Origin of the sequence: Roseimicrobium sp. ORNL1 (assembly GCF_011044495.1) — a bacterium.
GTDB lineage: Bacteria > Verrucomicrobiota > Verrucomicrobiia > Verrucomicrobiales > Verrucomicrobiaceae > Roseimicrobium.
Genome location: NZ_CP049143.1, coordinates 6,201,341 through 6,227,345 on the forward strand (window position 1 = coordinate 6,201,341; position 26,005 = coordinate 6,227,345).

Genomic DNA, 26,005 nt, shown 5'->3' on the forward strand with positions numbered 1-26,005 from the left:
CACAATCGATCAAACCCATGACGGTCATGAATACGGCAACCCGCTACACACGCATTCTGGTGAGCTACCTTACCATCGGAGTGATCTTTGCCGCCGCTCTGTCGGGTGGTCAGCGCAACAAAGTCCCGGCACCATGCCCGCTGCTGATCTTTGCAAAATTCTCGGAGCAAAGCCGCACACTGTTGTCTTTGCGCGACTGAGTCCCTCGTCACGTCACTGGCGGCGCGAGGAACTTTCCCATTCATCCCCCAAATACCTGGTTCGTGTGAAACCACACGAACCGACTCTGCCAAACCCAAACAACGCAACCAACAAAGAGGAGCACCCACATATGCCAAGCTACATTGATGGATTCGTCATTCCCGTGCCCGCCGACAAGATCGATGAGTACATGAAAATTGCCAAGAAGGCCTCCAAGGTCTGGAAGGACCATGGCGCGCTCGAATACTGGGAGTGCGTGGGCGATGACCTGCAGATCGAGGGCATGCCCCCCAGCGCCAGCTTCCCAAAGATCACCAAGGCCAAGCCCAATGAAACCGTGGTCTTCTCCTGGATCCGCTACAAGTCACGCAAGCACCGTGACCAGGTGACCGCAAAAGTCATGAAGGACCCTCGCCTGGAGCCCTACATGCAACCCGGCGCAATGCCCTTCGACATGAAGCGCATGTCCTACGGCGGCTTCAAGTCCGTCGTGAGTGTGCAGGAATAACCCATTCCGCATTCGCTTCCTTCCTTCCTTCAAATACCACCATCTCACCATCCACCATCGTGAAAACACAACTCATGAAAAGGATCACATTCGCCGCGCTCGCTTGCGCGCTCCTCGCCTCTGCCAGCCTGCAGGCTGCGGAAATGCCCCAGATGCCCCCACCCGTGAAAGAGCACGAGTGGCTCAAAAAGTTCGTCGGCGAATGGGACACCTCCGTGGAGGTCTACATGGAACCCGGAAAGCCGCCCATGACCTGCAAGGGCTCCGAAACCGCCCAAATGGTCGGCGGCTTCTGGGTCATCGGCCAGGGCAAGGCGGAGATGATGGGCATGCCCATGTCCAGCGTCATCACCCTCGGATACGACCCCGCAAAGAAGAAGTACATCGGCACCTGGATCGATGGCATGAACAGCTACTTGTGGCAGTACGAAGGCTCCGTCGATGAGGCCGGTAACAAGCTGACTCTGGAGTCAACCGGCCCGTGCCCCAAGACACCTGGCAAACTCCGCGAGTTCCGTGAAACTGTAGAGTTCAAGAGCCCCGACCACCGCATCTTCACCTCATCCATCAAGGAAGATGACGGCAAGTGGTTGCTGATCGTCAAGGGTGAGTACACGCGGAAGAAGTAAGCTGACTTCCGACAAAACCCTCATCCCAACACGGAGATGGATTCGCATCCATCTCCGTTTTCTATTGATGCTGCGATGAGAGGCCTCACGCCAGAATATCCCTCACCACATGCCCATGCACATCTGTCAGGCGAAAATCACGTCCCGCATGATGAAAGGTGAGGCGCTCGTGATCGAAGCCGAGGCAATGCAGGATGGTGGCCTGGAGGTCGTGCACATGCACCGGGTTCTCCACGATGTGGAAGCCCATTTCATCCGTCGCGCCGTGAGTCAGGCCAGGCTTGATGCCGCCACCAGCCATCCACATGGTATACGCCTGGGGATGGTGGTCGCGGCCGAGACTGCGGCCCAGCGCAGGATTGGTCTCCACCATGGGTGTGCGTCCGAATTCACCACCCCAGATTACGAGCGTGTCATCCAGCAGACCGCGCTGCTTCAGGTCGCGCACCAGGGCGGCGCTAGCCTGGTCTGTGGCAGCGCAATTCTTCTTCGTGTTTCCGGTGACGTCTGAGTGAGCATCCCACCCCTCGTGATAGATGTTGATGAAGCGCACACCGCGCTCGATCATGCGACGGGACAGCAAGCAGGCGCGCGCGAAAGATGGCTTATCCGGATCACAGCCGTACATTTCCAGCGTGGCCTTGCTCTCGCTCTTCAGATCCATGAGTTCCGGCGCGCTGGTTTGCAGGCGGAAGGCCATCTCGTAGTTCGCCAGGCGCGTGTTGATTTCCGGATCGCCCACGGTCTCCATCTGCTTGCGGTTCATCTTCCCGATGAGGTCCAGCGTATCCCGCTGCAGCCGTGCATCCATGCCGTTGGGACTGGAGACATTCAGGATGGGATCGCCCTGCGAGCGGAAGCGCACTCCGGTATACACCGTCGGCAGGAAACCACTCGACCACAGGGCGGAGCCCCCGCTCAGGCCACTGCCCGTGCTCATCACCACAAAGGCAGGCAGGTCCTGTGTTTCCGAACCCAAGCCATACAGCGCCCATGAGCCCAGCGACGGACGACCCGGCTGCGAGAAGCCCGTATTGAAAAAAAGCTGAGCGGGCGCGTGGTTGAATTGATCCGTCTTGCACGAGCGGACGATGCAGATGTCATCCACAATCTTCGCGAGGTGTGGCATGGCCTCCGACAATTCCGCGCCGCTCTGGCCGTGCTTCGCAAACCGGAACTGTGGACCGAGCACGGCAGCATCCGGCCGGATGAAGGCGTAGCGTTGGTTGCCAATCACCGAGGGTGGCAGTGGATTGCCTTCGAGCTTGGCCAACGCGGGCTTGTAGTCGAAGAGGTCAAGCTGCGACGGCGCGCCCGCCATGAACAGGTGAATCACGTGTTTCGCCTTCCCGGGGAAATGCGGCTTCAACGGATGCAGCGGATCCGTGGACGCCGGTGCAGGGGCCGCACTGACACGAGAGGTGAGCGTATCCGTCAACAGACCGGCAAGAGCAACCTTTCCCAAACCAACTCCACACTCCTGAAGGAAGTGGCGGCGGGAAACTTGCAGCGGATGAAGGGTGCGATTCAGCATGACTCAGCCTTTCGTGACAAACTCGTCAAGGTTGAAGAGGGCGCGGGCCAGCAGGGTCCACGCGGCGCGATCGATGTCCTTCGCGTCCTTGTTTCCGTTGATGACAGCAGCATCCACCTCACCAGACCGGATGCGCTGCCTTTGAGATTCCATGTAGGCGATCAACGCTGACGTTTCATCAGTCGTCGCCTCGCGGCACAGCACGCGGCGGAACATGAACTGCAGTCGCGCTTCATCCGTGCCGGACTGTTGTGTGGTGAGTAACCCAAGCGCCTGCGTCGCCTCCACCATGAAGACATCATTCAGCAGGGTGAGCGCCTGCAGTGGGGTGTTGGAAACATCACGGCGTGCCACGCACGCCTCACCACTTGGCGCATCGAAGGTGGTGGACATGGCGAAGGGAGCGGTGCGTTTCAAGAATGTATATAGCGAGCGGCGATGGCGATCATCTCCGCTGCTGGCCTCCCACGTCCCCTTACCATAGGCGATGTCCACCACGCCATCCGGCTGCGGGGGATACACGCCGGGGCCGCCCATTTTCAGCGAAAGCAGGCCGCTCGCGTACAGCACGCTGTCCCGGACGATCTCCGCCTCCACGCGCGGACGCGGGGCACGGGCCAACCACTTGTTCTCCGCATCCTTTGCCAGCAGTTCAGGCGTGACCTGCGATGACTGCTGATAAGTCGCGCTGGTGACAATGAGACGATGCAGCTTCTTCAGCGACCAGTTCTGCTTCATGAACTCCACCGCGAGCCAATCCAACAACTCGGGATGGGTCGGCACTTCTCCCTGGAAGCCGAAGTCTTGTGAAGTCTTCACCAGGCCTCGCCCAAAGAGAATTTCCCACTGACGGTTCACGGTGACGCGCGCCGTCATCGGATTCTCGGGAGACACGATCCACTTCGCAAAGGCGAGCCGGTTGCGTGGTGCGTCCTTCGGCAGCGGATTCAGCACCGAAAGCACCTCCGCTTTCACCAACTCTTGCGGCTGGGTGTATTCGCCGCGGTTGTAGAGATGGGTGGGACGTGGATTGGAAGCCGGGCGCTCACGCATCACCAGACTCGCCGGAGCGGCAGGTGGTTTACGCGCAGCACGAATGGCATCCGCCTCATTCGCCACCTCGGGGGCATTCATCAGGAACTGCATGCGAAGCTGATTGCGCTGTGCGGGTTTGAGCTCGGCATCAGAGAGGGTCAGCAGCGGCTCCAACTTGTCAGGAATGCCACGAGCCTCGGCGCCATTGTCATGGGCGGTGACGGAGATGCGGAAGCGACCGAGTGGACAGGCGTAATGCCTGCCGAAGAGCATCTTCACGGAGATCTCCTCCGTGCCTTCGAGTGGCTTCTCCAAAACGAATACCGCTTCATGCGCTTCACCCGGACGCTTGGCGCAGCTCCATCCAGTCTGCGGATCACCATCCACCGCAGCCATGGCAGACACAGCGGGAGTATTGGGACCGCCGAAGTTGTTCCGTGCATAGGTCTCACTCGCACGCGTGATCTTCACCGGCTTGCCATTCACGGTGACCTGAAACTCACCCATGAAGAAGTCGCCCTTGGGTCCCTCATAATATGCGAGGCCGGGGCCACGATCCGGCAGGCTGGGGTGGGGCAGTGCTTCAAGTCGAATGGCCGTGATGCCGGTGGTCACAGGGCGGAATTTCAGCTCATACGTGTCGCTCTTGGTGATGTCGCCGGAGCCCAGCACCGAGCCATCGGGAAGCTGGGTGAGATGCGGCATGTTGCTCTTCATTTCGGTGGGGCGAAGCACCTGCCACTCCACCTTGTTGCCACGCATATTCTGCAGCCATGTGTTGAATGCGGCTTCCGCCAATTCGCGACGTGCTCCGGGTGTGTCCTTGTCCTTCGCCGGCCACTTCGCCGGCAGGTCGGCCACCTGTCGCGCAAGGCGTTTCTGACGTTGGTCCTTTGCTTCCGGAGTCTCTTGCGCCGGGAGATCCAGATCCGGCTCATCCGCGTTATTCAAGAAGGCCATGATCTGGAAATACTCGCGGTGCGTGACGGGATCGAACTTGTGCGTGTGGCACTGCGCGCAGCCCAACGTGAGGCCCAGCCACGTGGTGCCGGTGGTGGCCACGCGATCTGCCATGGCGTGATAACGGAACTCCAGAGGGTCAATGCCGCCCTCTTCGTTCAGCATCGTGTTGCGATGGAACCCGGTGGCAATCCGCTGCTCCACGGTCGCTCCCGGCAGCATGTCTCCAGCGATTTGATCGATGGTGAATTCATCAAACGGCATGTCCGCATTCAGTGCCTTCACGACCCAGTCGCGGTAGGGCCAGATGCTTCGCGGCCTATCCTTTTCGTAGCCATTCGTGTCTGCATACCGCGCGAGGTCCAGCCAGCGACGCGCCCAACGCTCCCCGTATTGTGGCGAAGCCAGCAACGCATCCACAGTGGCCCGAATGGCAGCATCGCGATCCCGTGCAACCGCCTCGACGAAGGCATCCACCTCTTCGGGCTTCGGCGGCAGACCAACGAGATCCAGATAGAGCCTGCGCACCAGCGTCACCGCATCCGCAGGCGAAGAGGGAGCGAGGCCCTGTTCCTTGAGTTTGGCGCGAATGAAGGCATCGATGGGATTGGCAAGTGCGGCGCCCTGCTCGGGATTCGGCGGTGTCGTCTGCTGCGGTTTGACGAAGGCCCAATGCTGCTTGTATTCCGCACCCCCTGCGACCCAGCGTTTCAGGATGTCCTTCTGCTCTGCCGTGATCGACATCTTCGAATCCGGCGGCGGCATGATTTCATCCGGGTCATTCGTCTCGATGCGCGCCACCAGAGCGCTCTTGTCCGGCTGGTGCGGCACGATCGCGATGTCCCCCGTCTTCGCGGGCTTCAGGACTTCCTCTCGCAGATCCAGGCGCAGTCCGCCTTTGCGTGTCTTTTCATCCGGCCCGTGGCACTTGAAGCAGTACCGGGAAAGAATGGGCCGTACCTCGTTGGTGAAGTCAGGCGAAGACGAAGGACCTGCCGCAGGCAGCGACTGCACTCCGGAGAGTGCGCCGAGCATGACAAGAATGAGTGTGGATGAGCGAAGTGGCATCGAGCAGGAGAAACCGACCCCAACAGGGGCAGATTCTGATCCTATCAAAACGGCCCGGGTAGCAACAGTCTTGTGTCCCGGGAGCCAGAAGATCCATCAGCAGGGCCAGATACGCCCTCAATGCCCTCTACTCGACGGTCTTGGGCTTCACCTTCACCCAGGTGAATTTCTTGCCATCCCAGCGCCCCTCGTAGGCGTGGTCGGGATTTGCCAGGGGTTCATATTCCTCAATCAACTCAATGGCAGGCGCGGTCAGATCAATGGTGGTGCCCTTCTGCGGCAGGTGCCACCACCAGCGGAAGTCGTCCTTCTGCGCCTTCTTCACGAGGTCGTGACGCTTGTCGCTGTAGAAGCTGGTGAGGGCGAGATCTGGGAGGATGTCCTTGGTGACTTCGGTGAGCTTGTCCCCCTCCACCTTCCAGAAGGAGATGTGGTTCGTGTCATTCGCCACGTTCGTCCACTGCTCGATGGCCACCCCGGCGAGCTTGGTGCCGTCCTTGCAATTCCACAGGGCCATGGTGAAGATCGCACCTTCGCCATCGCCGCCCGAGTCGATTTTGATGAAGCCATTCTTGGTATCCGCCTCGACCTTCCACACCAGCATGCGACGCCCGACTTCCTCGACCTTTTCTCCTGGGGTATTGATGAGTGTCTTCCGATTGGAGGGATCCTTGATAAGTTTGGGGTCCTCACCCGGCCACTCGTCGAAGCAGGAAGCCGGCAGCTTCATGAAAACGTCCTTCACATCCAGGTCGAGCGCGGGTGCGCTGGAAATGGCAAGTACGAGCACGGCGGGGGCAAGCAGTCTCAGCAACATGGCGGCGAGTTTGCGCCATGCAGGTGCCTTTGTCACGTGTCTGAATGTGGACATTGCATCTCTGCTTGCCATCCGCCGGGGTAAAGCGTGAGATGTGCACATGCGCGCCCTCTTCTTCCTCACACTCCCCTTCTACGCAGTGCTGCTGAGCACGTCGCCCGTTCGCGCGGACGAGAAAGCCCAGTCCGCCAACACCGCCATCGTCCCGGCAGGAAAGTTGGAAAAGGATTTCTACGAGTGGGAGGAACGTCACGCCGCCGCCATGGCCGTGAAAGACCAGCTCAAACCTGAGGTGGTGCTCATTGGGGACTCCATCACGCACCTGTGGGGCGGTCAGCCGAATGAGCCCAAGGGGAATCGCGGTGCCGAGGCGTGGAAGGCTCTCTTTGGCGAACATCCCGCGCTCAATCTCGGCTTTGGCTGGGACCGCACGCAGAATGTGCTGAAGCGCATTGAGCTAGGTGAGTTGGATGGCCTTTCGCCGAAGGCGGTGGTGATCCACATCGGCACGAACAACCTCGCCGGCACCAAGAACGCCCGTGAAAACACCCCGGACGAAATCGTGGAAGGCATCGCCCTGATTGTGCAGCGTGTGCAGGAGAAGTTCCCCACGGCGAAAGTGATTGTGATGGCAGTGTTCCCTCGCGGTGAGAAGCCGGACAACAGCCGCCGTGTGCAGGTGAATGCGATCAACGAGCGTCTCGTGAAGAAGATGGAAGCCACCAAGGGAGTGACCTATCTCGATGTCACCGCGAAGCTCACGAATGCCGATGGCACGATCTCGAAAGATGTGATGCCGGACTTCCTGCATCCCGGCGCGAAGGGTTATGCCATTTGGGCGGAGGCGCTGAAGCCGGTGCTGCCGCGGTGATCAGGTCCTGGGAGCGCTGGTCCCGCATGCGGGACCAGCGTATTCAGGGTGCAAGGTCTACAACACGAAGCAGCCGGCCGGAGGCCAGCGCTCCCAGGGCTCAGGGGTTATGCTCGCGTCAAAGTCTCGATGGCGATGAGCGCCGCGGCGCCGCGGTTCTCCACGTCGAGTTTCTGCAAGATGCGCTCCATGTGTTTCTTCACCGTGGCCTCGGCGCTGCCAAGGAGGATGGCAGTTTCAGAGTTGGACTTGCCTTGAGCGATCCAGAGCAGGACTTCGGCTTCCTTCGGCGTGAGGCCCAGCGACTCAAGGGGAGTGGGTGAGTCGAAACTGGGAAGAGCAGGCACGGCATTCACCACCTGCTCGCGCTTCCGGCGCAGGCGTGACTCGATTGCGTCGATGAGATCGCGGATGCCGACGGGTTTTACGAGGTAGTCATCCGCGCCGCTGTTCATGCCGGTGCGGACGTCCGCCTTCTCGCCTTTCGCCGTGAGGAAGATAAAGGGGATGTCCACCGTCTCGCTCTTGCTGCGCATGAGGGCGAGCACGCCGTAGCCATCCAGCTCCGGCATCATCACGTCGCAGAGCACGAGATCCGGCTTGTCCGCTCGCAGGGCTTCAATGCCGAGGCGACCGTTGGACACGGCTTGCACATGGTAGCCTTCGAGCTCCAACACCGTGCGCATGTTCGAGCGCATCTGGGGTTCGTCTTCGATGAGCAGGATGCTGGATTTCATGTCGTGGGGTTCGCCTGAGGAAGGGTGATGGTGAACGTGGTGCCCTGCCCTTCGATTGTCTGGAAGGAGATGCGACCACCATGCAGGTCGCAGCAGCGTTTCGCGATGACCAACCCCAAGCCAGTGCCGTGGACGTGGCCCACATTCTCCGCGCGGTGGAAGGCTTCAAACAGGCGATCGCGATCCGACTCAGGAATGCCGATGCCATGGTCCTCCACCTCGAAGCGGATTCCATTTTCAATCCGCTGCACCCGAAGCTGCACCGGGGTACCTTCCTCCGAATATTTCACGGCATTGCTGAGCAGATTCGTCAGCATGTGGCGGAGCAGGGCTTCATCCAGCAGGACAGCGCCGCTCACGTTCAATGCCACTTCGAGTTCGATGGGATTCTTCCTCGCTGTGGCGGAGCGCATTTCATCACAGAGGCGTTCGCAGAAGGCACGCACCTCCAGCGGGGCCGGATTGAAGGTGATGCCCCCGCTGTCCATGCGACTCAGGGCCAGGGCATCCTCCATCATGCGCGCGGTACGTTTCACATTCTCCGTGATGGCATGCAGATGTTCCTTGCGCTGCTCGGGAGTGAGCTTGCCCTCGTAGTGCTCCAAGATTTCCGCGGAAGATCCAATGATGCCCAGCGGGGTGCGGAACTCGTGGGACACGATGGAGACGAAGCGCGTCTTCAGCTTGTTCAGCTCCTGCTCGCGCTCAAGGGCACGCTGCAGTTCGGCCCGGCTTTTCTCCACGAGGACGGCATTCATTCTGCGCCGATGCAGCCACCATCCGGAAGCGCCACCTGTGAGGCACAAGAGGAAGGCCATGCCAGCGAGTTTCAGATTTTGCTGGTTCTTCGGTATCGTCCAGAAGGGCGGCAAGCTGAGCACTTGCGTATGCTCCATGCCTGGCACGAGTACATGTACGGAGGCGCGCTCCACCATGGCTGCGCTGGACATCTGACCCATCCGACAGACCCCGGCAAACTTCGCGACTGTGCCGATGGGAAACGCATCCTGGATGTTGAGGCCAGGGTGGAACATGACCTCCACGTTTTTCCCCTGCACATCCACATCGACGATATCGAGCTTCACTCGCTCAGCCCAGGCGGGTCCCGAGGCGGTGCCAGCGAATTCCCGGTAGCCCATCACCCTGCCAGTGACGTGCACATACTCTCCGTCATGCTTCGCGTGCTCAGCACGATCTTTATAGAGGCCCTCCAGTCTGAGCGGAACCGGTTCGGGATATCTGCCATTTCCAGCTTTCTCCATCGAAGTAACATTGAACCACGGAATGCCAGGCAAGCCCTGTGTGCGGAAGAGCGGCACCGGCTGGTAGGTCAACGGAATGCCGGTGAAGCGCACACGCTCACCCTCCTTCAGTCGCACGTTCGCATCGTATCCTGCGCGAATCTTGCCGGTATCATCACGCAGGTAGTAGGAGCCCGGCGCAGAGCAGAACAGGACGGTGCAGGTGGTGGTCACCCGGGATTGGTCACCTTTGGCAATGCGTGCATGCATCTCTGCAAGAGTGACTTCCGGAACGGTCGTCATGTCCTGACCCTGTAGAAGAAACCACGGACTCCCTATCAGAGCCACCACCACCACAGCCGCGCAGACGAAGCGCACCGGTCGTACAACCGAGGCTCGCTGCGCAAAGCTGGGGCGCAGATGGATCATGGCAGAGGTGTTCTCATTCTCATGACTGCGGACTTCCGCTACGCCTCATGTATCACAACATCCATCCGAATGTCATCTCTCGATTGAAGTGAGTTGGTGCACAGGGAGGTCACGGCAGGTCTACGGGAAGCAGTACATCCGCTCCATTGATGCGGACCGTGCCGGAAGGGTTGCCTATGCTATCCAAGGTCATGGTCGCGGCAGGTGTGGGAGGAATGAAGTTGTTCACCGATCCATTAAAGGTCGTGACCCCTGCCGCTTCCTCGATGGTAAGCTGCGGAAGTCCATCCAACCCGGTTGCCGCGGCAGTGTTTCCATCAAAGGTCATATGCATCAGGGCGGTGTCCAGACCCTGGAGATGCAACGCTTGAAGGCGGATATTGGAGATGGTGTTTCCAGTGACGGCCACGTTGGTGGAACTGGTGTTATTCCCCTGCGCATAAATGCCCCGTCCTGTGATACCGGAGAGCGTGTTTCCACCGATGGTGGTCGTCAGGGTGTTGTTGTCGTGGTTGATGAGGGAGATGCCGTCACCCGGAGACTGCAGCACCTGGTTGTTCAGCACGTTTGCCGTCAGCAAAGCAGGGCCCAAGAGAAGTTCCCTCGCCTCGAGATGGATGCCCGACCCCGTCGCACCCGCGATGATGTTATTTTCCACCGTAGCTTCCATCTCCACCGTGTCAGCCACTTCGAGACGCACTCCATCCTGCACCTGCGCGATCACGTTTCCTGTGACCGTGGCCTCAAAGGGCATGTTGCCAGTTCCCGCCACATAGATGCCATTGCCAGAAGCTCCGGTATTTGAAATGCGGTTGTCCACGATGGTGGCATGCACATTGAAGCCATTCTCCCCGAAAACGTGAATCCCATGAGCACCCGGGCCGGTGATCGAATTGCGCCGGATGGACATGCCCAGGATGGTGATATTGTTGAACTCCACCCTGATCGCTGTGTCCGCAGCGTTTCGGAACGTGTTGTCATGAATGTTCATCGACAGATTGCCGCTCCCATCATTCGTGGCATTGATCTGGTGCTGCCCGGATCCGTTGAAGATACTGTCATACACATTGACATGGACCTCGTTGCCTCCCGTGAGTTCCACCCGCACGCCATTGAGCCCCGGTTGATTGAAGGTGTTGCGCTCAAAGTTGGCGAACAGTTCATACTGATCTTCCAGAAAGACGTGGATACCGTGCAGGACCGGAGCGCGGAAGGTATTGTCATCCGCCCATATCTCTGAATAGCCGTCACCCTGCCCGTGAATTCTCATGGCATTAAACCCTGCCCCTTCCACGAGGTTTTGATGCACAAAGGCATCCATCCTGGTGTCGCCCATCTGCAAGTTGATGCCATGTTCAGCCACACCCGTAATGCGATTGCCGATGGCGGTGCAGCGCATGGTGGAATCGTCAAAGGCAAGGGCGCCGATGCCATTCTCCCCTCCGGTGATGATATTGTTCACCACGGTGGCCTCCATGCTCGCAGTATCGTTGCTGGTCACGAGCGCCGCGTGGAATTCCGCACCGCTGAAACGGTTGTTGGCTATCAAAGCAGTACTTTCACCGGTCCCATTCGCGGCCACCCACACACTGGCATTGGAGGTGTTCGTGAACCGGTTGCTGCGGATCTCCACTTCCGAAACATTGATGGCACGAATCCCGGAGCCCACACTCTGGTCCACGTGGTAGCCTGCCATGCCAAAGAAGGGAATGTCCTCCGCCCAGAACGCACCCTGCACGCGTGGGGCGGGGCCACTGCCAAACCTCTTTCCTGATGGAGCGGTAATGGCCTGACCGCTGCCGATGAAGTTCACGCTGCCCACATTCGTGGTCACGTCCTCCGTGTAGCCGCCGGCTGTTCCCTGGGTGTACACATTCCACACGCGACCTGAGCCGTTGCTGTTTCCTTGAGCGATGTTCGCACCGGCCTGCACGGTGCTCATGGGCGCCTCCGCCGTGCCGTTTCCGGTGGCGTCATTGCCCGCCTGGATGCCGTTACCCACGGGTGCTCCGTTGTTCACAAAAATGATGTCATCTTCCAGCACAATCCGTTGGGAACTCTGCGCCACGACCTTGGTCACACGCTTTACTTTCGTCTCGGATTTCGTCTTGGTCTCCGCGCTATGAGAGAGCCGGATGGCCGCATTCTGCCGATGCACCGGCTCTGCCATGCGCTCCACTAGATGGCGGCGACGGGGTTTGAAAGCATCCTTCCACGTGCGATCGAGCGGGATCTGTAACTCGATTCCGGCACTCCAGTCGCTGCCGGTGAAGGCCTCATTCTCGTGCCACAAACCAGTCAGCACCACCGCAGGCACGGGACGCACTTCAAGACCGGCGCGCCATCCGCGAATAGGACCAGTGCCACGCTCCTGCGGGCCGAAGGGTTGATTCTCCATGCTGGCGTAGCCGCCGATGATCTTCACGTCCATATATTCGTCCAACCCAGGAACGAGAAAGCCCGCCTCGATGTCCCAACCTTCCATGCCTCGTTCATAAAACTGAGTGGTACGTGTAAGCGTGGTCGTGCGGATCGTAGTGGTGGCCGTTGTGGTGTAGGTAGCGTCCTGCGCGATCAGGTTTCCCGTGGCGAAAGGATCACCAGCGCTGCTCAGATGCGTATTCCTCCTCGTGCTGCTGGATGAAAATGTCTGGCGATCAATCTGACTGCCGGCCCCCTTGCGTCCACTTTCCAGTGGCAGGTAGTAGTTGCCTCGCAGTTCCAGATAGCGCGAGTCAACCTCGGCGCCGAACCCGAGTTGCCAGAATTCATTGCGATGCTCGGTCCTGAGCATATCGATGAACAGACTGCCGCCGAGGTACCAGCCCTCCTCCAGGAATGCTGCCCGACCTCGCTCCGTGAGCGCTGAGATGGGCTGGTCATTGAAGAGATGGCGGAAGCCGATGCCCATCGACGAGGCAGACTCACCACCTTCACCCACGCTGGTGTACGGCTCGATGAACAGGTAGCTGCCTCCAAGGGTGCCATCTGTGCCGATGGTGCTCCACAGGGGCACATTCAGAAAAATGTGTCCGTCCGTGTAGACGTCATTGGATTTCACGCCGGTGCCGAGGAGGGGCAGCGTCCACGGTTCGTGGATCGGCTGTGGGGTGATTGCGGGATTCTTTTCCACTGGACCTGCAAGTGCGGGAAGGACAAGGCTGCAGGCGGCCATGATAACGGCGTGGGTGAATTTCATGATGGGTAGGGCTAGGTGCCGGTTCAGTTCCGGCGACCCTCCCACGCGCCCTTGTTTTTCACCATACGCCCACCGGCGTACGAGCCCGTATTCCCGTACGACTTTTGACGTACGACCATCCATCACGGGCTCAATCCCCAGTTGCCAGCAGCGGCATCGAAGCGAGAATGCGCGCATGCCGAAAATTGATCTTGCCCAGTTCCGTTTTCCCCAAAGCTCCCCCATCAGGCTGCGGAAACTGCCCACGAAAATCAAAGCATTGTTCACCGACGATGCTGACTACCGGGCCAAGCTGAGTTCCGTGCGGGACGACATCAATGAAATGCAGGCGCAGATGTATGCGCATGACCGGCACTCGATGCTGGTGGTGTTCCAGGCCATGGATGCCGCGGGGAAGGACAGCACCGTGGAGCATGTGTTTTCCGGTGTGAATCCACAGGGGGTGGAAGTGCACTCCTTCAAGGCGCCGACGATCGATGAACTCGACCACGACTTCCTCTGGCGCTCCACCACGAGGCTGCCTCCACGCGGCAAGATCGGCGTCTTCAATCGCAGCTACTACGAGGAGGTGCTCATCTGCAAGGTGCACCCGGAGATCATCCAGAAGTATCAGCGTCTGCCCGAGGCGAAGACGAAGGACATGAAGAAGCTCTACCAGCACCGCTACGAGAGCATCACCGACTTCGAAAAGCACCTCGCGCGCAATGGCACGCATGTGGTGAAATTCTTCCTGCACATCTCCCACAAGGAACAAGCCGAGCGTTTCCTGGCCCGCATCGATGACCCTTCCAAGAACTGGAAGTTCAACGAAGGTGACCTCGCCGAACGTGAGCATTGGGAAGAGTACATGGATGCGTATGAGGAGTGCATCCGGAAGACCGGCACCCCGGACTCGCCCTGGTATGTGATCCCTGGTGACAGCAAAAAGAACATGCGCCTCATCGTGGCCAGCGTCCTGCGCCATGAAATGCGCAAGCTGCATCTGGAGTGGCCCCAGTTCCCCGAGGACGAGAAGGCCGCCATGGCGCGCAGCAAGAAGAAGCTGGCAGCCGAGCTCGGAAAGCTGGGTAAATAGCTTTCTCCATCCCCAGATCAACGAAGGGCGACTTCCTCTTGCGAATTTGCCCCTCGGAGAAAGCACTCGCGTTCGTTCACCGCGATCACGAAAGTGTGCCCGGCACTGCCTCGGCTGTGCCGTGCGATTCTATTCCTACTCCTTGACCGCGCAGGGTCCTGCACAATCGTTCACGAGCCACCCACCCACCCACCCGGCCAGACCAGACCACGCTTCTCAGCCATCCTCATTTTCCATGGGCTCCCAGATTCGCCGCATCATCCTTGTCATCGCCATCTTCCTTCTCGTCGGGTGGATCTACAGTTTCTGGCGCCAGGGCCGTTCGGGATATGATCTCTTCGATGCGCTGAAGGGTACCCCACCTTCCGCCGACCAGACCGCTCCCACTCCCCCCCCCGCTCCTACCTCGCTGCCCGAGCCCAAGCCCGCCCTACCCAAGGGTGAACTTCCCGGTCTGGAAATGCTCGATGCCGAGTACGCTAAGCTGGCGGCGGCTGTGCTCCCCTCCGTGGTGAGCATCAATACGGAGTCCGTGGTCACGACGCGCCCGCGGACCATCCTGGAAGCGATGCGGGGAGGCGCCGTCGTTCGTCAGCGCGGGCTGGGGTCCGGCGCCATCATCACCGCGGAAGGACATGTGGTAACGAACTACCATGTGGTCGCCGGAGCCCGGCAAATTGAAGTCACCACCAATGACCACACCACCTACCCGGCAGAGGTTGTGGGTTTGGATCCCGCCATGGATCTCGCCATCATCCGGATTCAGAGCAATCGGACGAATTTCCCACGTCTCTCCTTTGCGGACTCTGACAAGGTGCGAGTGGGTCAGATTGTGTTTGCCGTGGGGAATCCTCTCGGCTTCAGCGGCACCGTTTCCCAGGGCATCATCAGTGCCACCCAACGCTGGACACAGGACAGTGCCATGGAGTTCCTGCAGACGGATGCGAACATCATTCCCGGCAACTCCGGCGGCCCGCTGGTGAACCTTCGCGGGGAGATTATTGGGGTGAATGAATCCATCTACACCGGTGGAGGTCAGGCGCAGCAACATGCGTGGCAGGGCATCGGCCTCGCAATCCCTGCAAATGACGCCAAGGAATCGGTGGACGCCATGCTGCAGAAGCGCACGCGGATCGATTGCTTCCTGGGCCTGGTGGTGGATCCCACTGTGGTCACCGTGAAGTCCCAGGAGGGCAGCTCCCTGGGAGTCCAAATCACCAATGTGGGCGCAGGGTCACCAGCACAAGGAGCCGGGCTGCGCCCGGGCGACGTGGTCACGAAGTACGGCGATCGCCGGGTGGAGTCTGCCAATCAACTGCTGAGCTTCATCCGCCGCTCAAAACCAGGCCAGCCGGTGGAAGTCACGGTGGTGCGTGCCGGGAAAATCGTGAGAATCTCCGTAGTGCCGCAGCCGCGTCCCCAGCAGCAGCCGCAGGTGTCCCCGGAATCCCCGGTGCTCCAGCCGCAGCCGCAGGTGTCCCCGGTACCGCAGATTCCTCAAATGCCGCAGTATCAGGGAAGGTAACTCGCCGCGAGGAGGGCACCCATCCGTTTTTGACCATTCACCCGTAGGGTTTTGCAGGGGTTGATTCCCCTCGACAAACCGGCTCTGTCGGGTTGCATTATTGGCAGGCTGGAACACATGATGCTTATGTCCCGAACCCGCCGCAATCGATTCCATCCGCAGGGTGGAGCGCTTGGCCCCATCCTCCTGATCCTGGTGGCACTGGCCATCAGCGGGTTGGTGTTCTTTCTCTTCACCAAGAAGAAGATCGATGCGGAGCGCGAGGCTGCCATGGCGCAGGAAGCAGCGGCTCAGGATGCAGCAAACGCACCCGCCACACAGGGCACCACAGCCCAGGCACCCGGCACTGGTCCTCAGGGTACCGCTGGCCAGCCCACTGCGGCACCTGCACCCACGCCGGCTCCGGTACTCGGCTTTGCCCGCCCCGTGGACGTGGCGGAGCAACTCTCCCGCAGCCTGATGATCGGGGATCTGCCTTCTGCGGCCAAGATCATCGCGGGCGGAGACCCTTCCCAAGAAGCTGGCGCCATGGCCGCGCTGAGCAAAATCAAAGAGCTGGGCTTCAAACCGGCGCAGCCCGACCTCATCCAGACCATCGGACAGGTGGGACCAGCTGTGCGACTCGCCATTCCCCTGGTGAGAGCCTCAAGTGGCGGGCAGGAGCAGATTCGCCTGCAGATCGACGTGCAGAAAGATCCCGACATGGGCTGGAAGGTCAGCACAGTGCGGCTCCCCAAGGAATTGCAGCAAGTGATGGCAGCCGTGGAAGTTACGCAACCCGCCCCCGCCGCGCCCACCATCAATCCACAGGGAGGAGCGCCTCTCCCACCGAAGACCACTCCAGCCAAGCCGTTGTTCATCCTCGAAGCGCGTCCGGATGCGATCGCCTTCGCCAGCGAGTTCGTAGAGCACCTGCTCAAGCTCGACTACGACGCGGTGAACCGTCTCGTGGACGGCGAACGCGTACCTCCGATGAAAGTCGCGGGCCTGTGCATTGTATTTGAAGATGGGAAGTACAAGCTCGCCGGGAGGAAACCTCTCGTGGCCACCGTCGCCACGGAGAACACGAGCTGGATCATCGCCAAGGTGCAGTCCGACCTGCTCAAGGAAGAGACGGAGTTCGGCCTGGAACTGGAGAAGAACGGCGACGGATGGCGGGTCATCGGGCTGAACCTCTCCAAGCTACTGGCGGACAATGCCCGCTCCTCCACCGCCGCCGGTGTGCCCTATACGCCGCTGGTGCAGAACCCCAAGGGCGGCGAGAGCATTGCCCTCTACTACGAGTACGATTCCGACATCCTGCATCCCCGTGCGCAGGCCCAGCTCAGGGTCATCGCAAGCATCCTGAAGAGCAGCCCCACGAAGAAGATCAAAATCGGCGGCCATACGGATGCCCTTGGGGGTGACGCGTACAACCTGTCCCTCTCCAAGAAGCGCGCGGACGCCGTGAAGCAATTCTTCCTGGATGAAGGCGTGCCGGTCGCCCAGATCGACACCATCGGTTTCGGCAAGGCGAACCCGCTGAGCCCGAATGTGAAGAATGATGGCACGGACAATCCCGAGGGCCGCTCCCGCAACCGGCGCGCGGAGATCCTGCTGGATTTTTAATCCACGCGAAGAATCACCTCCTGCGTGATGTCTCCTCTCCTGCTGAAAGGGGGGCTCGTGCCGGGTCGTTTGGATGTGCCTGCTTTTTTGTCAGGCCCTTCCCCTTCTTTCCTTTTCCAATCCGCTCATGACCAGACTCACCCGTACATTCCTCGCCGCCACGCTGCTGGCGGCCGGCGCCCCCACGGCGCTGATGCACGCCGAATCGCCCAGCTGGATCTGGGCAGAGGCCACAGCCAAGCCAAATCAAAAGGTCTACTTCAGGAAGACCTTCGAGGTAAATCCGAGGGACACTGTGCGGCTCTACGCTGCCAGCGACGACAACATGACCGTCTATGTGAACGGCAAGGAAGTGCTGAAGGGAGCCGGCTGGGATAAGATCCAGGTGAAGGACCTGAGCCCCTTCACCGCGAATGGCAAAAACGTCATCGCCGTGGAAGCCGGCAATGGCAGCAATGACAAGGCCGGCCTGCTGGTGAAGGTGATGGTGGAGACACCCAAGGGTAACCGCGAGGTGGTGACTGACGGCTCCTGGAAGCAAAGCGACAAGGCAGACGAGGGCTGGAAGAATGCCGACTTCTCGGACAAGGCATGGAAGCCCGCCTTCGTGGTGGCCAAGCTGGGCGAAGGCCCCTGGAAGAAAGTGAACGACGACACCCTGGCACAGGCGGCGGATCTGAAGAAGCCCGAAGCCACCGCGGTGAAGGACATCAAGCTCAAGGAAGGCTTCAAGGTCGAGCTGCTCTACAGCGTGCCCATGGCTGAACAGGGCTCGTGGGTGGCCACCTGCTTCGATGACAAGGGGCGCCTCATCGTGAGCGACCAGTATGGCAAGCTGTACCGCGTGACCCTGCCGGCGCTTGGAGGCAAGGCCACCGACACCAAGGTGGAAGCCATCCCTGCGGAAATCGGCGAAGCACAGGGCCTCGTGTATGCCTTCGGCTCGCTGTACGCCATCACGAACTCGGACAAGTATCCGCGCGGCCTGTGGCGCATCCAGGACACGAATGGCGATGACCAGTTCGACAAGGTGGAACAGCTTCGCGCCTTCCCCAACAAGGGTGGTGAGCACGGCCCACACGCCGTGGTGGTGGGGCCGGATGGCAAGTCGCTCTACTGCATCGTGGGCAACCAGACGCCCATCACCGAGCTGAACAGCAGCCGCGTGCCGCAGCACTGGGCGGAAGACCGTCTGCTCGATCCGCTCATTGGTCGTGGTTTCATGCGTGAAGTGATGGCACCCGGTGGCTGGGTGGCAAAGACGGATCCCGAAGGCAAAACGTGGGAACTCATCTGCACCGGCTTCCGCAATGAATATGACGCCGCCTTCAACAAGGATGGCGATCTCTTCACCTTCGACGCGGACATGGAGTGGGATTTCAGTGTGCCCTGGTACCGCCCGACCCGCGTGTGCCATGTGCTCAGCGGTGGTGAATTCGGCTGGCGCTCACTCTCGAAGAAGTGGCCCGTACGCTGGGAAGACAGCCTGCCTCCCACCGTGGACATCGGCCCCGGCTCACCCACGGGTGTGGCGTTTGGTTATGGAGCCAAGGCCTTCCCCCAGAAGTATCAGGACGCCTTCTACATCTGCGACTGGAGCTACGGAAAGATGTACGCCGTGCATCTGAAGAAGAGCGGCGCGGGCTACACCGCAGACTTCGAGGAATTCATGGCCGCGCAGCCGCTTCCTCTGACCGACGTGCTTATTTCTCCGAAGGACGGCGCCATGTATGTGACCATCGGTGGTCGTCGTGTGCAGAGTGGTCTGTATCGCGTGACTTATAGCGGTGATACTGCTGCCAAGGCTCCCGCGATGACTAAGACGGGCACTGGCACGCTTTCACTCAAGGAACTGCAGGCCGCCACGGTGGAGACGAAGACCGTGGGCTTCGATGGTGCTGCAGGTACCGCAGACTCGACGGAAGCGCTCCACAAGCTGCGCCGCGAACTAGAGGCCTATCACAAGGTCGATGCGAAGGCGGTGGACTTCGCCTGGCCGCACCTCGGTCACGAGGACCGCTTCATCCGCTTCGCGGCACGCATCGCAGTGGAACATCAGCCGGTGGAAAGCTGGAAGGACCGCGCGCTCAATGAAACGAATCCCCGCGCTTCACTGACGGCACTCATGGCGCTGGCCCGCAGCGGCAAGGGTGACAAGGCTCTCCTGCCCCAGATCCTCGCCTCGCTGGACAAGATTGATTTTGCCACGCTCAAGGGCCTCGATCGCGAAACGTATGTGCGCGACTACTACCTCGCGCTCTCCCGTTTCGGTGAACCGGAAGGAGCTCTGAAGGAAAAGACAGCAGCGAAGCTCTCAAAGCTCTTCCCCACCAGCGATCCCTGGCTGAACGTGGACCTCACCGAAGTGCTCACCTACCTGGGTGACGCTGCGTTCCTTCCCAAGGCCGTGGCCCTCGTGGACACCGCGCCCACGCAGGAAGAACAGATCGCGCACGCCATGAGCCTGCGCTTCGCGAAGAATGGATGGACGCCGGAGCTGCGCGAGCGCTTCTTCAAGTGGGTCTGCCTGCGCGCGCCCACCTACAAGGGCGGCGCGAGCTTCAGCCTCTTCATGCAGGACATCCGCAAGGACGCCGAACTCGGACTGACGGATGCGGAGAAGGTGGCACTCAAGCCAATCCTGGAAGCCAAACCGGATATCAAGATGCCGCAGTTCACCTTCACCCCGCGCAGCTTCGTAAAGAACTACACCATGGCGGATCTGGACCACCTCCTCGGCGTGGGTCTGGAAGGCGGACGCAAATTCGAGAACGGACGCAACCTCTTCGGCCAGGCCACGTGCTTCGCCTGCCACCGCTTCGGCCAGGAAGGCGGCGCCATCGGACCCGACCTCACGAGTGTGGCCGGCAAGTACAGCGTGCGTGACCTGCTGGTGCACATCGTAGAACCGAGCAAGGAAATCAGCGACCAGTATGGCCAGCTCGAAGTCACGCTCAACGACGGCAGCAAGGTCTTCGGCCGCATCATGAACCTGGCCGGTGATCGCATCACGCTTAACATCAACATGATGGATCCCAACGCCACCCAGGCGGTCGATCGCAAACTGGTGAAGAGCATGGAGCAGAGCAAGGTGAGCATGATGCCCCCCGGCCTGCTGAACACGCTGTCTGAAAGCGATATCCTGGATCTGATGGCCTACCTGCTGAGCAAGGGGAACAAAGAAGACCCGATGTTCAAGTAAGCGAGATGTGGTTCGCGTTCCGCGCGACCATCACGAACCAGTTATCATCCCGCAGCCCGGCCTTTCAAAAAGGTCGGGCTGCTTTTTTTGGCACATGCGGAAGTAGACCGAACAAGAATTAAGGGACCACATTTCCTCCCGCCAGCTTGCGGGCCAGTGCCTGGCTCTCGGGCGCGAGCCGCGCCATCGGCACCGCGAATGATTTGCCCTCACGCACCAGCGTTACTTGATCGCGCCCGTAGGGTCCGTAAAAAAATTTAAAATCCATGAGGGGTTCCGCACCGGGAAAGCGCATGCCTGGATGAATTCCTATCTTCATCCAGGCATGTGCCGTCGAAGGTGTCCGAGTTCCTCCGATCTACGACTTCTGTTCCGTGTGCGAATTTTGAAAACAACTTCAATACCGTGGCCCCTTGCAGGGCCTGAATGAAACCATGATTCACAACCTGAACACCGCCTGGCTGTACGCCTATTCGCCGAACGCTAATACGCCGAGTACCGCGTATCATACCGTTTACACAGGTAGCGCCCCTAACGGAAGGGCTATCTTTGCAACCGTTTCGTTGTCCCATCTCACGACACTTAATGCGATGGGGGCAGGCGCCTGGATCAGGAGTGTTACCCCTCCTTTTGGCCCTCCTGCCGAATTCCACGACTTCGCCCACAATTCACACTACAGCGGCCAGGTGATCGCGGTTACTTTCGCCCTTTCTGCGCGGGGTGCAGAGGCTTTCGCTCAGGCCAGCGTGTTCTACTTCTAACCATCAAGAGTCATGGCGAAACATCCAAAAACGCGACCATCGTCTCCCTCTGCCGACAAACTGCTAGCACCAGAAGTCGCTGTCATCCTCTATAATAAGCAAACGGGAGTGATTTGCCATGTTCATTTCTTCAGCGCCACAAACGGCATAAAGCCGCCTGATAAGAAGGAGCTTGAGGACATGGCGTCTGCCCATGCCGTGAAGGATGGTCACGACATTCAGATGCATGGTGCCATGCATATCGCCCCCGCGGCCCTTAAGCGTGGCGTTGGTTATCGCATCTCCGTAAAAAAACGTGCACCCTCCCTTGTCGAGATTAAGCCCGGCAAACTCAAACCACATAACATCCTGGGTGACGCATGAGCAGATCCCTTTCCAGGGCGTGCATTTCAACCACACGAGCCTGCCATAAAGCCGAAACCACGAACGATAAACATTCCAAACTGAAAGGAGTGCCAATATGGGAAAAGAAAAACCACGAACGGCATTAGGTGCCGAGTTTGATGAAGCACGCAGGGAAAAGAGTGGACGTCCGATCGTCCTGGTAGCACAGGACGTCCCATATATTAAGTTGGAGTCCCCAGAAGAATTGAAGCAGTGGCAGGACGACTTGTACGCCCAGTATGGGATTTCATTGGATGAATCGCAACTGCCAGGGATACGGGCGGAATGCGGCTGCTGCGTCAATGGCCGTTATACAAGCGACCAATGCGACGCTGCTTGAGCAACGCCGGTGTCGATCCGGTCGTTCGCCCGGCCGGATCGACACGAGCGCCAGGAGAGACATGGCAATGATCGCGATCGTCACAGTCCGCAATGATGTGCATGCCGTCGCAATCTGCGGACAGGTCCGTCGTCTTGGATACCCCGACTGCCACATCATCGAATGTGACCAACTCGCCCAAGGACGAAATATTCACTATGCCGTCGGAGTGGATGCTGGCAGGGACTGGGTCCTGACGTCCGATGGGAGTCCAATTGCGATTTCGCAGACCCGTGTGATTTGGCTGCGACGCCCCAGGGCCAATCAAAACCTCAACACGCCCCTCACGGAGGAAGATGGCTACCATCTTGTTAACAATGACTGTCGCGGCGCGCTTTCGGGCTATCTTGCAACTCACTTCCGGGGGAAATGGATTTCCCATCCGGAAGCAACTTTTCGGGCATCTGACAAGCTCTACCAGCAGGAGGTCGCCCGGGCTTGTGGATTCCGAGTCCCGAAGACGATAGTCACCCAATCAGCAGACGAAGTGGGAAAGTTCTTCTTGGAGTGTGATGGCAAGGTAATTGTCAAAACGGTCGTCGGTGCCGATCTCACTCTTGAAACCAAAAAGATAGCCGACCCCTCGTTCTTTTCGGACGAGGCATACAGCGCGTCGCCAGCGATCTACCAGGAGTGTATCGAGGGCACCAAGCACTTGCGGTTGCTCAACTTCGGCGACAGGTCCATGTGCGGTCTCATCGAGACCGACAACCTTGACTGGCGGATGCATCTCGATGAATCGATCACGCCGTGGAAGGTGCCCGACGACTTGAATCGCCGGGTGCGCATGGTCATTGAGCGGCTGGGATTGGAGATGGGCATTGTTGACATCAAGTTGACTCCAGGCGGTGAGCCTGTGTGGTTGGAGGTCAATCCGCAGGGGCAGTTCATATTTCTGGAACCGTTAACCGGGTTGCCATTCGTCGAAATGTTTTCGAGGTATCTCATCGAGGAAGCCACGTCGCTTGCCTAGGGTTGAGTCAGGTTGGTGTCCTGCAACCGCGTCCTCTTTTGCCGGGGCTTGGTTTGCCTCCAGCATACCGCAATGAATGGAACGGTTGCTAGACACCCACATTCGAACTATATTCGTGATAGATCGGACCCGCGATTCCGCTACCAAGAAGGCATTGCAAGCAGACTGGCCATGCCCATGATGCGGCACCATTTATGAAGCCCCCGGGGAGAAATCCCATTTTCAGTATTCGCAGCACGACCACCCTCCTGCTCCTGCTCGCATGCCTTGCTCTCCCGGCATGGGGCCAGAGCGATGAAGACGAGATTCCCGCGCCCAAAGCCGAGGTGGCTCTGGTGCACCAGAGCGCCACGGTGCGCCTGTACGAACCGGACGAACGCCCTCCGCGCGCCGTGTTCGTCTTTGGCTCCGGCGATGGCGGATGGTCTGCCTGGGAGGACGCGGCCAGCCATTGGCTGCGGGACGTGGGCGTCTACGTGATCGGGTTCGACCTGCGCAGCTACGCGGAGAAGGACTTCGACCAACAAAAGCTGGGGCGCGACATGGCGACGCTGGCGAATGAAGGGGTGACTCGCAGCGGGGGCGATGCCAACACGCCCATCATCTACGGCGGCTGGAGCATGGGCGCGGTACAGGCCGTGCCTGCGGGCGCTTTTGCAGGACGGCCGCCGAGCTTGAAAGGGCTCGTTCTCATGAGCGCGGACAGCCGCGGCCGGTATGGCTTGCGTGCAACGGATGAGCTGGGCATCACCCCCACCGGCCAGGGCACCTTCAGCCTTTCTGATTTCAGCAAGGGCGTTGCCGGCTTGCGGGTCGCGCAGTTCCACGGGGGAGCGGACTTCATGGCCTCGACGGCCTGGGTCCAGGGGCTCACCTCGCCGCATCAGCTCTACATCATGCGGGGCGCGAACCATGGGTTCGATGGACCGGCAGACAGCTTCGCACCGCTCCTGCAGCGGGGGGTGGATTGGGTGCTGGGCGATGACACGGCGGTGGCGCTGCCACCTGAGCCGGGCCTGCCCTTTGGGCTCTCGCCCCTTTGGCCAGCAGCGGCACTGGCGATTGGTCTTGCGATCTTTTTCATCGTTTCGCGCCAGCACTCCATCCGCGTGCTGGTACTCGCCGTGGCCGTGATGGGCGCGGTGGACTTGCTGGAGGCTCTCTTCCAAAAACCTCCCGGCGTGCTGGCGTGGATGGAACAGTGGGTGCCTCTGGGCGTGACTGAGAAGAGCCGCCTGCTCCTGCTGCTCTCCGGTCTGGCGCTGCTGTCCCTCGCGCGTGGACTGCGCCGGCGGAAGCACATCGCGTGGATGCTGGCGCTCGGCATGCTGAGCATTTCCGCGGTGCTGCATCTCGCACGGGCGTTTGACTGGCATCACGCGGTTGCCGCCGCCATCTTGATCATTCCGCTGGTGCGATGGAGGAAGGAATTCATCGCGCGCTCGGATGCCCCCTCGATGCGACTGGGCTGGATCATGGCGGCCGTGCTCGCACTGGCCCTGTTCGTCTATGGCACCATCGGCCTGCGGCAATTGAGCGAGCGCGGCAACTTCGGCGAGGCGCTCTCGTGGTCCCAGTGCTCTCAAGGCGCCGCCGCTGCCGTGGTGATGCAGAAGTCCGAGCTGGACCGCGATGGCAGCCGTGCCGCGCGCAGCTTCCTGGCGACGCTGCGAGCAGGCAGCCTAGTGAGTGCCATCTTGGTCCTGGCGCTTCTGCTGCGTCCCGTCCTGAAGCGCCGCTACCCTGAGGCCACCGACGAAGAGCGCGCCAAGGTGAAGAACATCATCGCCACACACGGTGCGGATCCCATGAACGGCTTCGCGCTGCTTAGCGACAAGCGGTACTTCTTCAGTGACGATGGAGATGGCGTGGTGGCCTATGCCTTGTGGAGGAAGTTCGCCGTGGTGCTGGCAGATCCCATCTGTGAATCTTCCAAGCGAGCCGAAATGGTGCGTACCTTTGCGGAATTCTGCGCGCGGCAGGACTGGGAGCCCCTCTTCTACTGCTCGCACATGAGCCAGCGCACGCTCTATGAGGAGCTGGGTTTCGTGACGTTCAAGGTGGGTGAGGATGCTCGGCTGGATACCGCCGAGTTCAAGCTTCAGGGCGGCAAGTTCCAGAACCTCCGCACGGCGCGCAACAAGGCGCAGAAGGCGGGCCTGACCTTCCAGTGGTATGATGCGAAGCCGCATCCGGATCACGGCCTGGAAGCGCAGGTACAACTCATCTCCCAGCACTGGCTCGATCTCAAACATGGTGGAGAGATGACCTTCGACCTCGGTTCCTTCAGCCTGGAGTTCATCCGGGAACATGGCTGCGCGATCGTGCGCAATCCGGAGGGTCGCATTGAAACCTTCGCCACCTGGCTCTGCTATGATGGCGGCAGGGGGCGCAGCCTCGACCTCATGCGCGGGCGCAACGAGTTCAAGGACGTGATGGATTTCCTCATCGTGGAAGCCATCGATCACTTCAAGGCCTCCGGTGTGAAGGAAGTGAGCCTGGGCAATGCCCCCCTCGCCAACGTGCTTGCCGTCGACGGTGAAAAGCTGGAGAGTCGTGAAGAGCGCGCCGTAAGATTCCTCTTCGACAACTTCGACAAATTCTACGGCTACAAGAGCCTCTTCAACTTCAAGAAGAAGTACCTGCCCGACTGGCAGGGCCGCTACCTGGCCTACCGTCCCCGCGTGAGTCTCGCCATGGTGGGCCTGGCGATTGCAGGGGTGCATCTGCCAAAGGGATTCGTGGGACTGGTGCGGTCGTAGTGACTCCACTCGTTGCGCAAGACAACCGGATCCTGGCAGTACATTGAGGAAATCAACAATGCCCCCACGATTATGTATTGGGCCGGGAGTTGATATCCAGTAGGGTC

General features: G+C 59.9%; 19 protein-coding genes. 12 read left to right on the forward strand and 7 right to left on the reverse strand.

Features of this window, described 5'->3' with window-relative positions:
- Positions 1-26: 26 nt before the first annotated feature.
- The 3 genes from G5S37_RS24810 to G5S37_RS24820 all read left to right on the forward strand — a co-directional run bounded on the left by G5S37_RS24810 (position 27) and on the right by G5S37_RS24820 (position 1,338).
- On the forward strand, positions 27-200 hold the full coding sequence (locus tag G5S37_RS24810) for a hypothetical protein (RefSeq protein ID WP_165207656.1): 174 nt from the start codon (positions 27-29) through the stop codon (positions 198-200).
- 131 nt (positions 201-331) lie between these two features.
- Complete coding sequence (locus tag G5S37_RS24815) at positions 332-709, forward strand: DUF1428 domain-containing protein (protein ID WP_165207658.1); 378 nt, start codon at positions 332-334, stop codon at positions 707-709.
- 74 nt (positions 710-783) lie between these two features.
- Complete coding sequence (locus G5S37_RS24820) at positions 784-1,338, forward strand: DUF1579 domain-containing protein (RefSeq protein WP_165207660.1); 555 nt, start codon at positions 784-786, stop codon at positions 1,336-1,338.
- 85 nt (positions 1,339-1,423) lie between these two features.
- Here the strand turns inward: G5S37_RS24820 and G5S37_RS24825 are convergent, their stop codons facing one another.
- The 3 genes from G5S37_RS24825 to G5S37_RS24835 all read right to left on the reverse strand — a co-directional run bounded on the left by G5S37_RS24825 (position 1,424) and on the right by G5S37_RS24835 (position 6,806).
- Positions 1,424-2,872, reverse strand: coding sequence for a DUF1501 domain-containing protein (locus tag G5S37_RS24825; protein ID WP_165207662.1), 1,449 nt, complete (start codon positions 2,870-2,872; stop codon positions 1,424-1,426).
- Between the two features lie 3 nt (positions 2,873-2,875).
- A complete protein-coding gene (locus tag G5S37_RS24830) occupies positions 2,876-5,935 on the reverse strand; it encodes a PSD1 and planctomycete cytochrome C domain-containing protein (RefSeq protein WP_206026131.1) in 3,060 nt (1,019 codons plus the stop codon).
- Between the two features lie 127 nt (positions 5,936-6,062).
- Positions 6,063-6,806 carry a hypothetical protein gene (locus G5S37_RS24835; protein WP_165207664.1) on the reverse strand — a complete coding sequence of 248 codons (744 nt, stop codon included), beginning with the start codon at positions 6,804-6,806 and terminating at the stop codon, positions 6,063-6,065.
- 46 nt (positions 6,807-6,852) lie between these two features.
- On the opposite strand from G5S37_RS24835, the gene G5S37_RS24840 reads away from it, so the two are divergent.
- The gene (locus tag G5S37_RS24840; protein WP_165207666.1) at positions 6,853-7,623 is read left to right on the forward strand and encodes a GDSL-type esterase/lipase family protein; all 771 of its coding nucleotides are present in this window, start codon (positions 6,853-6,855) and stop codon (positions 7,621-7,623) included.
- 107 nt (positions 7,624-7,730) lie between these two features.
- Here the strand turns inward: G5S37_RS24840 and G5S37_RS24845 are convergent, their stop codons facing one another.
- The 3 genes from G5S37_RS24845 to G5S37_RS24855 all read right to left on the reverse strand — a co-directional run bounded on the left by G5S37_RS24845 (position 7,731) and on the right by G5S37_RS24855 (position 13,229).
- A complete protein-coding gene (locus tag G5S37_RS24845) occupies positions 7,731-8,360 on the reverse strand; it encodes a response regulator transcription factor (protein ID WP_165207668.1) in 630 nt (209 codons plus the stop codon).
- The gene (locus tag G5S37_RS24850; protein WP_165207670.1) at positions 8,357-10,030 is read right to left on the reverse strand and encodes a HAMP domain-containing sensor histidine kinase; all 1,674 of its coding nucleotides are present in this window, start codon (positions 10,028-10,030) and stop codon (positions 8,357-8,359) included. Before G5S37_RS24850 ends, G5S37_RS24845 begins: the two co-directional genes overlap by 4 nt.
- 109 nt (positions 10,031-10,139) lie before the next feature.
- Positions 10,140-13,229 carry an inverse autotransporter beta domain-containing protein gene (locus G5S37_RS24855; RefSeq protein WP_165207672.1) on the reverse strand — a complete coding sequence of 1,030 codons (3,090 nt, stop codon included), beginning with the start codon at positions 13,227-13,229 and terminating at the stop codon, positions 10,140-10,142.
- 175 nt (positions 13,230-13,404) lie between these two features.
- On the opposite strand from G5S37_RS24855, the gene G5S37_RS24860 reads away from it, so the two are divergent.
- The 4 genes from G5S37_RS24860 (at position 13,405) to G5S37_RS24875 (ending at position 20,639) form a co-directional block, all read left to right on the forward strand.
- On the forward strand, positions 13,405-14,304 hold the full coding sequence (locus tag G5S37_RS24860) for a PPK2 family polyphosphate kinase (protein ID WP_165207674.1): 900 nt from the start codon (positions 13,405-13,407) through the stop codon (positions 14,302-14,304).
- A gap of 235 nt (positions 14,305-14,539) precedes the next feature.
- A complete protein-coding gene (locus G5S37_RS24865) occupies positions 14,540-15,829 on the forward strand; it encodes a trypsin-like peptidase domain-containing protein (RefSeq protein WP_165207676.1) in 1,290 nt (429 codons plus the stop codon).
- Positions 15,830-15,955: 126 nt separating this feature from the next.
- Positions 15,956-17,437, forward strand: coding sequence for an OmpA family protein (locus G5S37_RS24870; RefSeq protein WP_165207678.1), 1,482 nt, complete (start codon positions 15,956-15,958; stop codon positions 17,435-17,437).
- Between the two features lie 127 nt (positions 17,438-17,564).
- Entirely contained in the window at positions 17,565-20,639 is a 3,075-nt protein-coding gene (locus tag G5S37_RS24875) for a c-type cytochrome (protein ID WP_165207680.1), read from the forward strand.
- Between the two features lie 118 nt (positions 20,640-20,757).
- Here G5S37_RS24875 and G5S37_RS24880 read toward each other — a convergent pair whose 3' ends face one another.
- Positions 20,758-20,907 (reverse strand): hypothetical protein, encoded by a 150-nt coding sequence (locus tag G5S37_RS24880; protein ID WP_165207682.1) that lies wholly within the window; start codon positions 20,905-20,907, stop codon positions 20,758-20,760.
- A gap of 166 nt (positions 20,908-21,073) precedes the next feature.
- Between G5S37_RS24880 and G5S37_RS24885 the strand changes: the two genes are divergently transcribed.
- From G5S37_RS24885 to G5S37_RS24900, 4 genes are all read left to right on the forward strand, one after another.
- Positions 21,074-21,400, forward strand: coding sequence for a hypothetical protein (locus G5S37_RS24885; RefSeq protein ID WP_165207684.1), 327 nt, complete (start codon positions 21,074-21,076; stop codon positions 21,398-21,400).
- 12 nt (positions 21,401-21,412) lie between these two features.
- On the forward strand, positions 21,413-21,763 hold the full coding sequence (locus G5S37_RS24890; RefSeq protein ID WP_165207687.1) for a hypothetical protein: 351 nt from the start codon (positions 21,413-21,415) through the stop codon (positions 21,761-21,763).
- A gap of 275 nt (positions 21,764-22,038) precedes the next feature.
- Positions 22,039-23,136, forward strand: coding sequence for a hypothetical protein (locus tag G5S37_RS24895; protein ID WP_206026132.1), 1,098 nt, complete (start codon positions 22,039-22,041; stop codon positions 23,134-23,136).
- A 194-nt stretch (positions 23,137-23,330) separates the two neighbouring features.
- Positions 23,331-25,898 (forward strand): phosphatidylglycerol lysyltransferase domain-containing protein, encoded by a 2,568-nt coding sequence (locus G5S37_RS24900; protein ID WP_165207698.1) that lies wholly within the window; start codon positions 23,331-23,333, stop codon positions 25,896-25,898.
- Positions 25,899-26,005 lie beyond the last annotated feature (107 nt).